The organism is Streptomyces sp. HUAS MS02 (assembly GCF_055702265.1).
In genome coordinates, this window is record NZ_CM146747.1 from 8,810,457 (window position 1) to 8,824,647 (window position 14,191).

The window sequence follows — 14,191 nt, forward strand, 5'->3', positions numbered from 1 at the left end:
ACACGTGATGACCGCGCTGACCGCGGCCGACCTCGCGCCGACGCCCTACGCCTGGGAGATCCGGGCCACGGGACTGAAGGTGAGGGCCGGGCGGAAACGGATGGCCGTCGACGGGCTCGATCTGTCGCTCGGCACCGGCGTGCACGGCCTGCTCGGACCCAACGGGGCCGGCAAGACCACCCTCATCCGCGCGCTGGCCACCGTGCTGCGCCCCGCCGAGGGCACCCTGGAACTGCTCGGCGTGTCCGCCGGAGGGCTCGGCGAACACCGGGCACTGCGCCGCCGCATCGGCTATCTGCCACAGGAGTTCGGCTACTACAAGCGCTTCACCGCGCGCGAGTTCATCGAGTACATGGCATGGCTGAAGGAGGTCCCGAAGGCCGACATCCCCGCTGCCGTGCAGCGGGCCATCGAGCGGGTCGGCCTCGCCGACCGCGCCGACGAGCGGATGAAGGCCCTCTCGGGCGGCATGGTACGGCGCGTCGGGATCGCCCAGGCCATCGTCAACGACCCGGCGATCCTGCTCCTCGACGAGCCGACCGTCGGCCTGGACCCCGCCCAACGGCTGCGCTTCCGCGAGCTGTTGCAGGAGCTGGGCACGGACACCTGTGTCGTCGTCTCGACCCATCTGGTGGAGGACGTCGCCGCCGCCTGCACCGACGTGGTCCTCTTCGCCGAGGGCCGACTCGTCTTCCAGGGCACCCCCGACGAACTCGCCGCCGCGGGCGGACCCGAGCACGTCGGCGACAGCCCCCTGGAGCGCGGCTACTCGGCGCTGCTGCTCGACCCCCGCCAGGAGAGGGGCACCTGGTGAACGGCCGTGTCCTGCGCATCGAGCTGAGACGCTCCGTCGCCCCCTGGGCCGGCGTCGTGTCCCTCTGCGTAGCCCTGGCGTTCCTGTACCTGGTGAGCGGACCGTGGTGGAAGGGCTCAGCGCCGTGGACGAGCCAGTGGACGTCCCTGGCCCTGTGGACCCGGTTCCTGCTGGCCGTCCTGTGGCCGCTCGCGCTGGCGCTCGGCGCCCTCCAGGGGCTGCGCGACCACCGCTCCCGCATGACCGAGCTGCTCGACAGCACCCCACGGCCCGCCCGGCACCGGGCGTCCACGACCGCGGGCGCGACGGCGATCACGCTGAGCGCGGCCTTCACACTCGTCGTCCTCCTGGGCGCGGTCCAGGTGATCGGCACCACCGAGTACACACACCTCGGCTGGCTGCCGATCACGCTGGTCGCCGTTCTCGCGCTCCTCGCGGGGGCCCTGCTCGGCATGGGGATCGGACGCAACCTCCCCTCCCCGCTGACCCCACCCGCACTGGCCGTGGCCGCCTTCGTCTTCGTCAACCTGCTGCGGATGTCGACGGAGTCGGCCGTGCCGACGGCCATCTCGGGGCCGACCCGCGTCGCTCTGCTGTCACCGGCGGTGGACGAGATGCTCAACGTGTTCCTGACCCTCTCCGCCCCCGTGCACCTGGGTCAGACGGTCTGGCTGCTCGGCATGGCCGTGACCGGTTTCGCCCTGCTGGCCGCTGCCACGCCGCGCGCCCGGCTGCTCGCCCTCGCACCCGTCCTGGCGGGCGCCGTGATCGCCCTGCTCGTCCTGCCCGCCGACCCCCGCCGGGTGTACGTCGTCGACGAGGCCGCCGCGGCCCAGGTGTGCGACGGACCGGTGTGCGTGGCCGCCGTCCACCAGGAGCGCCTGCCGGACTTCGCGGAACCGGGGAAGAAGGCGCTGCGCCACCTGCGGGACGTCCTCGGCGGCGAGGCACCGACCACCGTCCGGGAGAGCACCGCGCGACGGGGGATCCTCGACGCGCCGGAACGGTCACGCACGGCCGTCCTCTTCGACTTCGGCGACAGCGTGATCGCCGACGCCGAGGGCGAGCAGCTGACACGGGCCCTCCTCGGGCAGGGCATGGCGCCGGTCTGCTTCGCCCGCAGTGCCAACGAGAGCGGCACGGTCGGCGAACTCGCCGCGCAGAGCGTCGTCGCGGGCTGGGTCCTCGGCGATCTGCAGCCCTTCGAGGGCGCCATGCACCCGCAGAGCAACCAACTCGCCACGGCCCGCCCGGTGTTCAAGGAACTCAAGGCCCTGCCGTGGTCCGAGCAGATCGCCCGCGTCAAGGCCGCGCACACCGCCGCGGTCTCCTGCTCGGGCGACCCGCTCAGCATCCTGGACGGCGGTACGGCCCGATGAGATGGCTGACCCTGTACGCACGCTCCCGGCAGGTGCCCGGGTCGCTCGCCGCCGTACTGATCAGCGCGGCCGCGGTGTGGGCGCTGGTCGCCCGGGACGGCGGCGGGGGACCGGTCGATCCGAAAACGCCCGTGTTCGTCCTCGTCGCCGGGGTGGCGGCCGCCTCGATCGGGCTCGGCGGGCAGGACCTGGCGCTGGACCGTACGGCCGCGATCGGCTGGCGGCCCCGCAGGGCGGCCCATGTGCTGCTCATCGGCACGGTCGTCGCCGCCGTGCTCCTCGCGATACGGGCGACGGGCACCGACCTGGCCCCCACCGCGTTCGTCGTCCGTGACAGCGCGGGGCTGACGGGGCTCGTCGCCCTCGGAGCTGTCGTGTGCGGGGCACCGTACGCGTGGACCCCGGCGGTCGTCTGGCTGTCGTTCTCGGTCTTCGCCCCGCCCCCGACGAGCGTGCCGACGGAGATCGCGACCTGGATGCTGCTGCCGCCCGGCACGCCCGCGGCCACCTGGACGGCCCTGGCCCTCGCGGTCACCGGCACCACGGTGTACGCCCTCGCGGGCCCGCGACGGTAGCCGCCCGGCTCAGCGGCGGGAGTACCGAGGCGGGGCTCATATCCAGGTGTCGAGCCACATCCGGACCTGCCAGTCGGGATACGGGATCGTCAGGCCCGTGTAGATCGGGAAGAAGTAGATGAAGTTCCAGACGATCAGCAGGACGAGGGTCCCGACCGCCACCGCTCCCCGGTTGCGGCGGTCGGCGCCCGCACCAGGCGGACCCAGCAACGCGCCCAGCGTCATGGCCACGGCCAGACACACGTACGGCACGAACACGACGGCGTAGAAGGCGAAGATCGTGCGGTCCTGGTAGAGGAACCAGGGCAGGTAGCCGGCGGCCACCGCGCAGAGCACCGCGCCCGCGCGCCAGTCCCGGCGCAGCGCCCACCGGAACAGCAGGTACCCGAGGGCGCAGCACGCCGTCCACCACAGCATCGGCGTCCCCAGGGCGAGGATCGCCTGGGAGCAGCCGGTCAGCGCGTGACAGCCGGCCTCACCGGGCTCGGGCGACCGGTACGAGAACAGCACGGGACGGCCGAGGACCAGCCAACTCCACGGGTTGGACTCGTACTTGTGGTAGGTCTCCAGGCCCACGTTGAACCGGTAGACGGCGGACTCGTAGTGCCACAGGCTGCGCAGCGGCGCCGGGATCCACGACCAGACGCCGCCGCGGCCGTCCGCCCAGTGCCGGCCGTAGCCGTCGTCGGACAGGAACCAGCCGGTCCATGTCACCAGATACGTCACTGCGGCGACGGGGGCGAGGGAGAGCACGGACCGGCCGAGGTCCTTGCGCAGCACCGCCCGGTACGGGCGGCGCGCCCCCGCGACGCGGCGGGCGCCGACGTCCCACAGCACGGTCAGGACCATGAAGAAGGCCAGGAAGTACAGGCCGTTCCACTTGGTCGAGGCGGCGAGACCCAGACACACACCCGCCGCGAGCCGCCACGGGCGCCATCCCGTGCCGGCGTGGTCCCCGGTGTCCCCGTCCGGGCGGACATGCCCGTCCGGCGCCACCGGCAGCGCCGCCGCGAGCCGGGCCCGGGCGTGGTCCCGGTCGAGCAGCAGGCAACCGAACGCCGCCAGGACGAAGAACATGACGATCAGGTCGAGCAGCGCGGTGCGGCTCATCACGAAGTGCAGACCGTCCACCGCCATCAGCGCGCCGGCCAGACAGCCCAGGAACGTGGAACGGAACAGCCGGCGTCCGACGCGGCACAGCATCAGAACCGACAGCGTGCCGAGGAGGGCCGTCATGAAGCGCCAGCCGAACGGTTCGAGACCGAACATCCACTCCCCGACGGCGATCACCCACTTGCCCGTCGGCGGGTGCGCGACGAAGGCGCCGGTGTCGGAGAGCGGGATCACCTGCGGGTCGGCCAGCACCTGCGGGTCGGCGACCTTACGGTCCGGCCAGGTGCCCTCGTAGCCGAGCCGCAGCAGCGACCACGCGTCCTTGGCGTAGTACGTCTCGTCGAAGGCGAGTTCGTGCGGCTGTCCGAGGCGCCAGAAGCGGATCGACCCCGCCAGCAGGGCCACGAGCAGCGGCCCCAGCCACCCCGTCGCCCGCGCGATCCGGTACGCGGACGTCGGCCCGAGCCCGACACGCTCCCAGATCCGGGTCCCCGGCTCGGGGAAGGGCGGCACCAGCCGCTCGCGCAGGTCGCTGAGGGGCCGCCCCACGTACCCGAACGGGCGCGGACGGTCGATCCGGTCGAGGGACGCCGTCGTCGGACGGGGGCCGTGGAGCATCGCGGTGACAGAGTCCTTCAAGAGTGTGTACGAACATGGCCTCGCCGCTCACGCGGAACGGTGCACCCACCCACGCACCCCCCGCGCGTTCGTCTCAGGAGATCGTAATGGGCGCGCGTTCGCCCCCTTCGGGCCGGTGCGTCTCGCACACCAACGGCCCCCGACGACCAACTGCCCACCATCGCCCACGAATCCGGATGCGGGACGGCGTCGCCCCGTGGTGGGATGCGGCCCGTGAGCGAAATGTTGCGGACCCGTATCGAGCGGTACTACACCACCGTGCCGTCGCTGTTCGCGGACGTCGAGGAGTTCGGGCCGCTGCGGCTCTTCGTGCGCAAAGAGCCGGGCGCTCCCTACTACGGCGGGCCCGGTCACGCCCAGCCCACGGTGGGAATGGCCGCAGCGATCGATGCCGCCGACATCGCGCGGGTCCGGGCCCGGCAGCGTGAACTCGGTGTCCCGGAGTCGTTCGAGTGGCTGGCCGAGTCGGCGCCGGCGCTGCGGACCGCGATCGAGGACTCTGGACTGCCGGTGCTGGAACGCCCGTTGATGGCGTTGGACCCGTCCCACCGCATCGCCCCGCATCCGGTGCCGGACGGTGTGACCCTCCGGGCGCTGACCGCCGACGATCCCGTGCTGCCCGCGGCCCTCGCCCTGCCGCGGCTGGCCTTCGCGGACGAGGGCACCGCCGTGGGCGCGGCCGGCCGAGCGGAGTTGGCGGCGGTGGCCCGGGAGCTGATCGCGGACGGCACCGTGGCGACGATCCGGCCCGTGCTCCGCGCCGGGCACAAGGCGCTCGTCGCCGCCGTCGCCCCGGACGGTACGCCGCTGGCCGTCGGCCACTTCCATCCGATGGACGGCACCACCGAGATCGGCGGCGTCGGCACACTGCCCACCGCCCGTCGGCAGGGCCTGGCCGCAGCCGTCACGGCGGCCTTGGTCGCACACGCCCGCGACCACGGGGTGCGCACCGTCTTCCTCGCCTACGCCGAGGACACCGTGGCCCGCATCTACTCCCGTCTGGGCTTCCGCCCCGCCGGTTGCACCCTGCTGATCGCCGACCAGCCCGCCCGGTCCTAGTAGTGCTTCGTTAGGTTGTGGGCTGTCTGCGGCGTCTCCGAGGGCTGGGTAGGGGGCGGCCGCAGGTGGTGCAGGTACCGGTCCAGCACCTCAGCAGGTCCTGAAGGACGTCGAGGACCTGGTAGAGGGTTAGGCCGGTGTGCGGACTTTTGGGTCGAGCCGCCGCAGGGTGAGGAAGGCCTGGGCGGCGGTGACGAGGGTGACGTGGTGGTGCCAGCCGCGCCAGGTGCGGCCCTCGAAGTGGTCCAGCCCCAGGCCGTGCTTGAGCTCGCGGTAGTCGTGCTCGATCCGCCAGCGCATCTTGGCCCATCGCACCAGGTCAGCGGCCGGTGTGGTGGCAGGCAGGTTCGATATCCAGTAGTCCGTGGGAGTGTCCTGGCCGTCCGGCCACTCGACAAGGAGTGTCTGGACAGGCAGGACGCCGTCCCACCGGTTGCGGCCGCCGCCCGCCTCCTGGGCTGCGGCCAGGGACTGCTTGCCCGCGGGCCGCACCCTCAGCACCGCGAACCGTGAGGTCATCGCGCCCTTGCTGCCCTGCCTCCAGGTCACCTCGGTGAACCGCTCTGCCCCCGCCTGTGCTGCGAGGACACAAACGGCTCGCGGTGGGGTGCGGTAGCGGGGAAGGGTGGGCGGTCCGAGCCCGCCATAGGCAGGCCGGCCAGGCTCGGCATCCTCCGCATGGGCGACTTCCTTCCCGGTCAGGGCCAGGACATAGGCCAGCCCGCGCTCCTCCAGACCGAGCCGGAAGGGGGTGCTGACGCCGTAGCCGGCGTCGGCGACCACGACCGGCGCCTTCAACTGCCAGGTGGCGAGTGTGTCCAGCAGGCCGAGCGCCAGACGCCACTTCTCCCGGTGCACCACGCCGTCGGGGACGCCTGCCCTGCGGCATCGGTCCGGCTCGTCCGTCCACTCACGCGGCAGATACAACTGCCATTCCAACGGGCACGAGGCGGTGTCGGTGGCGGCATGGACACTGACCGCGACCTGGCAGTTCGCCCGTTTGCCGACCGCTCCGCAGTACTGGCGGGCCACCCCGACCGACGCCGTGCCGCACTTGGGGAACGACACATCGTCGATCACCCACACCTCGGGCCCGACAACTTGGGACAGCCGCTCGGCGATCCGCCGCCTAACCGGCAGCGGATCCCACGGTGACTGGCTCACGAACTGCTGCAGGGCCTGCATGTTCCCGTCCGGCAGACGCTCGGCCATCGGCTGGACCGACTTGCGCCGACCGTCCAGCATCAGACCCCGCAGATAACACTCGCCCCACCGCCGCTGATCACGCCGCGACAACGACCCGAACACATCGGCAACGAACTCCGCCAACTCACCCCGGAGCCGTTCCACCTCCCCCAACCTCACCCGAGGAAGCTGCCCACGAACAGCCGAGATCACCCAACGTAACGAAGCACTACTAGGGCCCTTCTGATGGCTCTCCGCGGCGCCGCGGCGGTCCATCAGAAGGGCCCTAGCGGTCGATCGCCGACCACCGCCGTGTCGGTGAGGGTCGCCCGCCGGCACGCTGCCGAGCTCGGCGATCGCCCGTCAGACGACGTCGCGGGAGGGCCGCGTGGCTGAGCCTTTCGCGGGTACTCGGGGTCGCGCCGGGGGCCCGACGAGGCTCGCGGGTACGGATGGCGCAGGCGTCGTATCGAGGAGAGGAGCGGGAGACATGGGACACGGTGGAGATGTCATCGACGAACTGACCGCGGACCACGGGGAAGTGGAGGAGATGTTCGGCCGGATCGAGGCGCTGCCCTCCGGTGACCCCCAGCGCAAGCAGTACATGGACCAGGTCACCATCGAGCTGGTGCGTCACTCGGTCGCCGAGGAGGCGTACCTCTACCCGGCGGTCCGCGAGCACCTTCCGGACGGTGACGCGATCGCCGACCGTGAGCTGGAGGACCACGCTGAGGCCGAACGCACCATGAAGGCGCTGGAGGGGTGCGAGGCCGACCACGACGACTTCGACCTGCTGGCCACGCAGCTGATGACCGAGATCAGGTCGCACATCCAGGACGAGGAGAGCAACCTCTTCCCCAGGTTGCGCGCGGCCTGCTCGGCGGACGCCCTGAACAGTCTCGGCGACAAGGTCCGCACGGCCAAGAAGACGGCCCCGACCCGGCCGCACCCGGCGGCCCCGGACACCCCGCCGGCCAACAAGCTGCTCGCCCCCGGAATGGGCCTCGTGGACCGCATGCGGGACGCGCTGTCCGGCCGGGGCAAGGACGACTGACGGGGCACGCGACTGACGGGGCGGACGGCGGCGGGGCCGGTGGCCACCAGGTGATCCTGGTGGCCACCGGCCCCGCCGCCGTCGTCGTGGTCTGCTTCGAGAGGGACTCGCCACGCCCGCCGCGTGGGCCGACGTCCGTCGTCAGTCGTCACCCTTCACGATGTGCGAGTCCGTCCCGGCCCCCGCTGCCTGCGTGCGCTCCCGGTCCGTCACGGCCGGCAGGCACAGGCGTACACCCTTCCCGCGCCGACGCCGGGCCTCGGCCCAGCCGCTCTCGCGGACGACGAGTTTTTCGACGGTGTGGGTGCTCACGGCAACTCATCTTCTTTCCGAACCCGAATGCGAACCGCTTCCTGCTGTCGCGCCCACGGGTGCCCGGTGCCGGAGCGCTCAAACGGCCCTCAGGGCAGCGGGGTGCCGCCGGTGGCGTTGAGGATCTCCGCCGTGACGAAGCTCGCCCGGTCGGAGGCGAGGAACACGTACGCCGGTGCCATCTCGGCGGGTTGGGCGGGCCTGCCGAGCGGCGCCTGCTTGCCGAACTCCTTCGTGTCCGGGAGCGTCGCCGGGATCAGCGGCGTCCACACCGGCCCCGGCGCCACCGCGTTCACCCGGATGCCGTCCGGGGCGACCATCTGCGCCAGCCCCTGGGTGAACGTCACGATCGCGCCCTTGGTCATGGCGTAGTCGAGGAGGTGCGGACTCGGCTTGTACGCCTGCACGGACGTGGTGTTGATGATCGAGCCGCCCGCCGGGATGTGCGGCAGGGCCTCCCGGCACAGCCAGAACATGCCGTAGAGGTTCGTCCGCACCACCCGGTCGAACTGCTCCGTGGTGATCGCGCCGATGCCGTCGGACTGCGCCATCTGGTAGGCGGCGTTGTTGATCAGCACGTCGATCCGGCCGAACTCGTCGACGGCCCGCTCGATCAGGCGACGGCACTGCTCCTCGTCGCGTACGTCGCAGGGGACGGCGATCGCCTTCCGCCCGGCCTCCTCGACGAGCCGGACCGTCTCCCGGGCGTCCTCGGCCTCCTCCGGCAGATGGGTGAAGAGGACGTCCGCGCCCTCCCGGGCGTACGCCAGGGCGACCGCGCGGCCGATACCGGAGTCCCCTCCGGTCAGTACCGTGCTGCGGTCCTGGAGCAGTCCGCTGCCCCGGTAGGAGTCCTCCCCGTGGTCGGGCGGCGGGTCCATCGGACCGGTCCAGCCGGGATGGTCCTGATCCTGCTGGGGAAGGTCCGGCCGGGGATGCCGCTCGACCGGGTTCCGCACGTCGTCGTCGTTCATGGGTACGGCCCTTCGTCGGGTGGTGGCGGAGGACGGTCGCCCCCGCGTGCCCGTGCCGGGTACCCGAACGGACCCGCTCGACGCCGCGAGGGGCGTCCGGACGTGCCTGGTCGACGCCGCGTGGCGGTGCCCGCACCGGCCCGCTCGACGCCGTGTCGGCCGTCGGGTTCGGCTGTGGCCGAATCCGTCGGAAGTGGTCGGTGGTTCCGGGGTGTGGGGAGCCGAGGCGGGGGGACTTGGTGGGGAGGACGGGTACGACGGCGCTCCCCTGGGGGTCGGCCCGGCCAGGCTTCTCTGGTTCTGACAACGTGCCGGAGGAGCCGTCCCCTGGACGCGTCAGGGGCCCATCCGCCCTGGTGTCACGGTCCGGCCCACGCGCCGTGGCATCAGAGGCTGCCCTGCTCGCAGACCCGGCGGGCGACCTCGCGGAGCTTGATGTTGTGCTCCTGCGAGAAGCGGCGCAGCACGTCGAACGCCTGCTCCTCGGTCAGCTGGTGGCTGCCCATGAGGATGCCCATCGCCTCGCCGATCACATGGCGGGTGGCGACGGCCTGCTCCAGCTGGGCATGGGTGCGCGCGCTGGAGAAGGCGACCGCCGCGTGCGAGGCCAGCAGCCAGCCGGCCAACTCGCTGACCTCGGTGAACGCGCCGGGCTCGCGCGAGTAGAGATTCAGGGCGCCGAGGTCCTCGTCGTCGGTGAAGAGCAGGAAGCCCATCATGCTGCCCACCCCGAGACCGCGTGCCTGCGGTGCGTAGGCCGGCCAGCGCGGCTGCTCGGCGGAGAAGTCGGAGATACGGAAGACGCGCTCGCCCTCCGAATCACGGGCGGCGTCGAAACAGGGCCCCTCCCGCAGCCGCTCCTGCAGCCGGTCGCTGTCGACGACCAGCTGGTCCGTGGGAGCGAGAGTCTCCGCGGACGTGCCCCGTACCACGAGGATGCCGGCCGCGTCGCAGCCCTCCACCAGTTCGGTGGCCGAGGCCGTGATCCGCTCCAGTGTGGAGTCGACCGAAGGCTGTGCCAGCAGGTCGCGCGCCATCGACGCCATCTGCTGGGCGAACCGATCCCAGTCCACACCGTCCTCCGTTTCGCCCGGCCCGGGATATTTCGACGTATCAAGCCTCGCACGCGACCCCGCGGAGAGGCGGCCACGACTGCCGCCTTCCCGGGGCGGCGCACGGTACGCCACCGTCGTCACGGTGGGCGCGGGTCACCGGGTGTCGACGATGCCGCCGGTCACGGCGATGACCTCGCGGTGATCAGCGCGGCCTTGGAGGCCGCGTAGTCGATCAACGTCGCGCCCCGGGCGCGGACCAGGCCGCCCACCGTGGCTGTCCGCCGCGGAATCACGATCGGCAGGTGCGGGTCGCCGCTGTCGTGGCACTTGGTGGGGCATGGAGTGGACCGGCAGGGTGATGCGGGCGACACGGCGGCGCGGTGCGGCGGCCGTACGGACGGTGCGGTTGGCGTGGGCCGGACCGGGACGGGAACGGGATCTGGTGGCGCAGGCCGGCAAGGCGGCGCTGGCCGCCTGGCTGGCGTGGGCGGTCGCGGGCTGGTGGCTCGCGGCCCCCATGGCGTTCGTGGCGCCCTGGGTGGCGGTCGTCCTGGTGGAGTCCACGGTGTTCCGGTCGCTCGCCCACGGGTTGCAGCAGCTCGGGGCCATCGCGGTGGGCACGGTGGTGGCCACCGGCGTGGCCCTGGTACTGGACCACACGCTGGCCACGATGGCCCTGGTGCTGCCGACGGTGCTGCTGCTGGGCCAGTGGCAACGGCTGGGGAGCCAGGGCGTCTACGCCGCCACGGGCGCGCTCTTCGTGCTGACCGGCGGCCAGGTCACCGTCGCCGCTTCGGCCGCGCGCATCGCGGAGGCGGTCTTCGGCGCCCTGGTGGGCGTCGCGGTCAACGCGCTGATCAGGCCCCCGGTGTATCTGCGCGACACCCGCGCCGCGCTGTGGGACGCGGCCCGGGAGGCCGAGTCGATCCTGGACGCGGTCGCGGAAGGGCTGGCCGCCGGGGAGTGGGAAGGGCGCCAGGCGGGGGAGTGGCACGAGCGCGCACTGCGGCTCGGGCGGCTGGTCGACCAGGCGCGGCAGGCCATCGGCTGGAGCAAGGAGAGCATGCGGGTCAACCCGTGGGGGCGCCGCAGGCACGCCGTCGCCCCGCCCGGCAACGCGTACGCCGACGCGCTGGCCGTGCTCGACCAGGTGGCCGTCCACACCTCGGGCGTGACCCGGACGGTGTGGGAGGCCGCCGACGGCGGGGGGAAGGCCGCCCGCCCGGCCGAGGCGATCGCCCGGCCCTACGCGGACTTCCTGCACCGCACCGCCCGCGCCGTCAGCCTCTACGGACGGACCCGGTTCGCCCCGGGCGGCCACGACGACGCCGGCGCGGAGGAGCTGCGCGAGGCCGTCGGGGAACTCCACCGCACCCTCGACGACTTCCGCGGTCGGCTGCCCGCCGTCGCCGACGACCCCGACGCGCTGGTGACGTACGGGACGCTGCTGGCCCAGGCCCACCGCCTGGCCGACCAGCTCGTCCAGCACTGAGCCGGCGTCGGTCACGGTGGGCGGCCCGGTAGTTATCCGGTACTTATCCGGGTAGTAAACGGTCATTGTCGATGGATACCGCTCAAGTTAGGCGCAGTTGACGAGGCGTCACTACCCTTCGGATACCGAGCGTCACCTGAAGGGACGCCTGTCGGTCCATGTTCAGCAGGGGGCATTCATGGGTTCCGTTGAGCGGCCTCGCCGCGTCGTCGTCCCTCCGGGCACGTTCGTCGCGCACAGCGGTGCCCGGACCGCCGCGCCGTCCACGACGGGGCCGGCCGCGACCCGGCAGCTGTTCGCCACCCGGACGCCGGAACTCCTCGGCCGGCTGCGCCGGTTGGACGCCGCCGTGGACGACGCCTCGGTCCGGGACATCGCTGCCTGGCTGCACGAGCAGTACGTGAGCCGGGGAGCGCCGGTGCCCGTGGGATTCGTCGCGCCCTGCCTGCTCGGCTCCCCCTACGTGGACCATCGGCTCGGCCTCGACGGGCGCATCCTGGGGCACTGCGCGGCACAGGACGTCATGCCGCCGCCGTTCGACGCCGCCCGCATGCTGGCCCGCTCGGGCGCGTACGCGTTCGTCGAGGTGTACGCCGACGGACTGGTGCTGCCCGTGCTGCCCGACGGCAGCGTCGTCAGGCCCTGAGCCGGCGCACAGGCGGACCGCGCTTCAGCAGAACGACACGGCAGGGAACGGAGACCCGCGTGAGCGACATCAACCTCGGCCCGATCGTCAGCAGACTCATCAACCTGGAGCGCCAGCTCGACCGCTCCGTCCGCTCGCTCGGCGGTCAGATCGAGCAGGTGGACGAAGAGGTCCGCGACGTCAAGGCCGTACAGGCGCAGACGAAGGACCGCCTGGACGTGCTCTACGAGAAGTTCCTGGAGTTCGTCGGGAGATCCGAACGCATCGCCGCCGCCCAGCGCGCCGAGACCCGGATCGTCCGCATCAACGACGAGATCGAGCACACGTACGGCCATCACAAGGTGGTCCGCCGCTCCGCCACCGGCATCCTCCAGGCCTTCGACACCGGGCTCGTCCAGGAGGAGACGGTCCGGCAGGTCAGCGAGGAGCTGATGATCCAGACGCCGCGCTACTGGCTGGCCCCCGCCCTGGTCGGGCTGGCCGCCTGGGCGGGCGACGACGAGGCGCTGTGCGCGCGGGCCGTGGAGGAGGCGTTCCGGCGCTCGACCTCGAAGACCTCCCTCTTCTTCGCCCTGATCCTGCGCAGACAGGGGCGGCAGGACGCGTCCGTGCGCTGGCTGCGGCACTACCTGGAGGGCCAGGACCCCCGGGTGCTCGGCCGGGAGTTCCAGGTCATCCTGGAGTGCGTCTCCCAGGGCGCCTTCGGGGCGCGGGGCCGTCAACTACTCGCCGAAACCCTGGAGGAGTGGCGGCAGCGCCTGCTCGACGACGACGCCGTACGCGCCGCCCAGGTGGCGCGCTGGCGTCAGGAGATCGACTCGCTGCGCGCCCCCTCGGCCGCCGACGACTTCCCGCGCCTTGCCGATGTGTGCCCGCAGTGGCCGGTGCTGGACGACCTCCTCGCCCGTGCCCGCGCGCACGAGGCACTCCTCGCCCGCTTCCGCGCCCTCATGGAGAGCGAACTCCTGCCCGCCTCCCACCTGGAGGACACCGTCGACGACATCCTCGACGGTCTGGTCCGCAACTCGGACGAGGAGGAACTCCCCCTGCAACGCGAGTTGTTGCTCAACGAGGCCATCGTGCGCCACGAGGGGGACGAGGACGCCGCCCGCCAGGAGGTGGACATGCGGTCCGAGGCGCTGGACGAGACCCGCAACTATCTGAGCGTGCAGTCGGTCGCCGCCCTCGACCCCACGGCCGTGGGCGCCTCGCCGGCGGCGCAGCGGATGGCCGTCGCGTCGTGCCAGGAGTGGTTCGCGCAGGCGCACGCCGGATTCAGCCGCGACTACCGGGCAGCGATGCCGCCGAAGATCGAGATCTCCCTGCGCAACACCTACGGCGTCAGCCACGGCACCCAGCGCTTCAAGCTCACCACCTGGACCAAGCCGCTCACCGACGACCTGCCCGACCTGGAGGCGTCGTTGACCCGGCACTGGAGCGGCTACGTCGACCTGTACGTCAAGTCGCTCGCCTACAACTACACCTCCCAGCTCGCCCTCCTCGGTGCCACGGTCGCCGCCATCCTCGTGGTGTTCCTCGGTGTGAACGTCGGCTTCGCCTTCCTCGCGGCGATCGCCGTCGGAGGGATCTGGGGGATCGTCCTGCACAACCGTGCCGAGGCCGGGCGCACCGCGCAGGAGAAGGCCCGCGAACTGCTCAGCCGGCACATGGCGGAGGCACTCGACCGGCTCCGGGGCGCCCACGCCGAACTCACCGACTGGCAACAGCAGTACTGGGCCGCCGACTTCGTCGAGGCCGAGGCCCGCACCTTCATCGCGTCCCTGAACACCGCGACCAACGCGCCCTCCCCGTTCGAGGGCCGCGTCGTCGGAACCGGCGACTGATTCCACCGGGACCACCGGGACCACCCGGAGCGGCCGAGACCACCGAGAGG

13 protein-coding genes are annotated in these 14,191 nt (G+C 72.2%); 8 read left to right on the top strand and 5 right to left on the bottom strand.

Annotation, left to right across the window (positions count from 1 at the left end; genetic code table 11):
• The first annotated feature begins 7 nt into the window (after positions 1–7).
• The 3 genes from ACZ9QC_RS38040 to ACZ9QC_RS38050 are packed head-to-tail and all read left to right on the top strand — an operon-like array spanning position 8 to position 2,768.
• Positions 8–814 (top strand): ABC transporter ATP-binding protein, encoded by an 807-nt coding sequence (locus ACZ9QC_RS38040; protein WP_472921921.1) that lies wholly within the window; start codon positions 8–10, stop codon positions 812–814.
• Entirely contained in the window at positions 811–2,193 is a 1,383-nt protein-coding gene (locus ACZ9QC_RS38045) for a hypothetical protein (protein ID WP_472917249.1), read from the top strand. The genes ACZ9QC_RS38040 and ACZ9QC_RS38045 overlap by 4 nt, the downstream gene beginning before the upstream one ends.
• Positions 2,190–2,768 (top strand): hypothetical protein, encoded by a 579-nt coding sequence (locus tag ACZ9QC_RS38050; protein ID WP_472917250.1) that lies wholly within the window; start codon positions 2,190–2,192, stop codon positions 2,766–2,768. Before ACZ9QC_RS38045 ends, ACZ9QC_RS38050 begins: the two co-directional genes overlap by 4 nt.
• Positions 2,769–2,804: 36 nt before the next feature.
• Here ACZ9QC_RS38050 and ACZ9QC_RS38055 read toward each other — a convergent pair whose 3' ends face one another.
• Positions 2,805–4,499: a dolichyl-phosphate-mannose--protein mannosyltransferase gene (locus ACZ9QC_RS38055; protein WP_472917251.1), complete on the bottom strand. Its 1,695-nt coding sequence runs from the start codon at positions 4,497–4,499 to the stop codon at positions 2,805–2,807.
• Positions 4,500–4,724: 225 nt separating this feature from the next.
• On the opposite strand from ACZ9QC_RS38055, the gene ACZ9QC_RS38060 reads away from it, so the two are divergent.
• Entirely contained in the window at positions 4,725–5,579 is an 855-nt protein-coding gene (locus ACZ9QC_RS38060) for a GNAT family N-acetyltransferase (RefSeq protein ID WP_472917252.1), read from the top strand.
• Between the two features lie 129 nt (positions 5,580–5,708).
• On the opposite strand, the gene ACZ9QC_RS38065 is transcribed toward ACZ9QC_RS38060, so the two are convergent.
• Positions 5,709–6,944, bottom strand: coding sequence for an IS701 family transposase (locus tag ACZ9QC_RS38065; protein WP_472915873.1), 1,236 nt, complete (start codon positions 6,942–6,944; stop codon positions 5,709–5,711).
• Between the two features lie 310 nt (positions 6,945–7,254).
• Here ACZ9QC_RS38065 and ACZ9QC_RS38070 point away from each other — a divergent pair, with 310 nt between their 5' ends.
• Positions 7,255–7,818: a hemerythrin domain-containing protein gene (locus ACZ9QC_RS38070; protein ID WP_472917253.1), complete on the top strand. Its 564-nt coding sequence runs from the start codon at positions 7,255–7,257 to the stop codon at positions 7,816–7,818.
• Positions 7,819–7,959: 141 nt separating this feature from the next.
• On the opposite strand, the gene ACZ9QC_RS38075 is transcribed toward ACZ9QC_RS38070, so the two are convergent.
• The 3 genes from ACZ9QC_RS38075 to ACZ9QC_RS38085 form a co-directional block, all read right to left on the bottom strand.
• Positions 7,960–8,130 carry a hypothetical protein gene (locus tag ACZ9QC_RS38075; RefSeq protein WP_472917254.1) on the bottom strand — a complete coding sequence of 57 codons (171 nt, stop codon included), beginning with the start codon at positions 8,128–8,130 and terminating at the stop codon, positions 7,960–7,962.
• 89 nt (positions 8,131–8,219) lie between these two features.
• Entirely contained in the window at positions 8,220–9,104 is an 885-nt protein-coding gene (locus ACZ9QC_RS38080) for an SDR family oxidoreductase (protein WP_472917255.1), read from the bottom strand.
• Positions 9,105–9,490: 386 nt separating this feature from the next.
• Positions 9,491–10,177 carry a GAF and ANTAR domain-containing protein gene (locus ACZ9QC_RS38085; protein ID WP_472917256.1) on the bottom strand — a complete coding sequence of 229 codons (687 nt, stop codon included), beginning with the start codon at positions 10,175–10,177 and terminating at the stop codon, positions 9,491–9,493.
• A 319-nt stretch (positions 10,178–10,496) separates the two neighbouring features.
• On the opposite strand from ACZ9QC_RS38085, the gene ACZ9QC_RS38090 reads away from it, so the two are divergent.
• The 3 genes from ACZ9QC_RS38090 (at position 10,497) to ACZ9QC_RS38100 (ending at position 14,141) form a co-directional block, all read left to right on the top strand.
• On the top strand, positions 10,497–11,651 hold the full coding sequence (locus ACZ9QC_RS38090; RefSeq protein WP_472917257.1) for an FUSC family protein: 1,155 nt from the start codon (positions 10,497–10,499) through the stop codon (positions 11,649–11,651).
• Positions 11,652–11,829: 178 nt separating this feature from the next.
• On the top strand, positions 11,830–12,297 hold the full coding sequence (locus ACZ9QC_RS38095; RefSeq protein ID WP_472917258.1) for a hypothetical protein: 468 nt from the start codon (positions 11,830–11,832) through the stop codon (positions 12,295–12,297).
• A gap of 59 nt (positions 12,298–12,356) precedes the next feature.
• Positions 12,357–14,141, top strand: coding sequence for a hypothetical protein (locus ACZ9QC_RS38100; RefSeq protein ID WP_472917259.1), 1,785 nt, complete (start codon positions 12,357–12,359; stop codon positions 14,139–14,141).
• The last annotated feature ends 50 nt before the right edge of the window (positions 14,142–14,191 follow it).

What these genes read in the sequence shown, in the direction of transcription:
- ACZ9QC_RS38060 (WP_472917252.1), top strand. Translation starts at nt 4,725, where the DNA reads ATGCGGCCCGTGAGCGAAATGTTGCGGACCCGTATCGAGCGGTACTAC.
- ACZ9QC_RS38050 (WP_472917250.1), top strand. Translation starts at nt 2,190, where the DNA reads ATGAGATGGCTGACCCTGTACGCACGCTCCCGGCAGGTGCCCGGGTCG.
- ACZ9QC_RS38090 (WP_472917257.1), top strand. Translation starts at nt 10,497, where the DNA reads ATGGAGTGGACCGGCAGGGTGATGCGGGCGACACGGCGGCGCGGTGCG.
- ACZ9QC_RS38055 (WP_472917251.1), bottom strand. Translation starts at nt 4,499, where the DNA reads ATGCTCCACGGCCCCCGTCCGACGACGGCGTCCCTCGACCGGATCGAC.
- ACZ9QC_RS38070 (WP_472917253.1), top strand. Translation starts at nt 7,255, where the DNA reads ATGGGACACGGTGGAGATGTCATCGACGAACTGACCGCGGACCACGGG.
- ACZ9QC_RS38095 (WP_472917258.1), top strand. Translation starts at nt 11,830, where the DNA reads ATGGGTTCCGTTGAGCGGCCTCGCCGCGTCGTCGTCCCTCCGGGCACG.
- ACZ9QC_RS38080 (WP_472917255.1), bottom strand. Translation starts at nt 9,104, where the DNA reads ATGAACGACGACGACGTGCGGAACCCGGTCGAGCGGCATCCCCGGCCG.
- ACZ9QC_RS38040 (WP_472921921.1), top strand. Translation starts at nt 8, where the DNA reads ATGACCGCGCTGACCGCGGCCGACCTCGCGCCGACGCCCTACGCCTGG.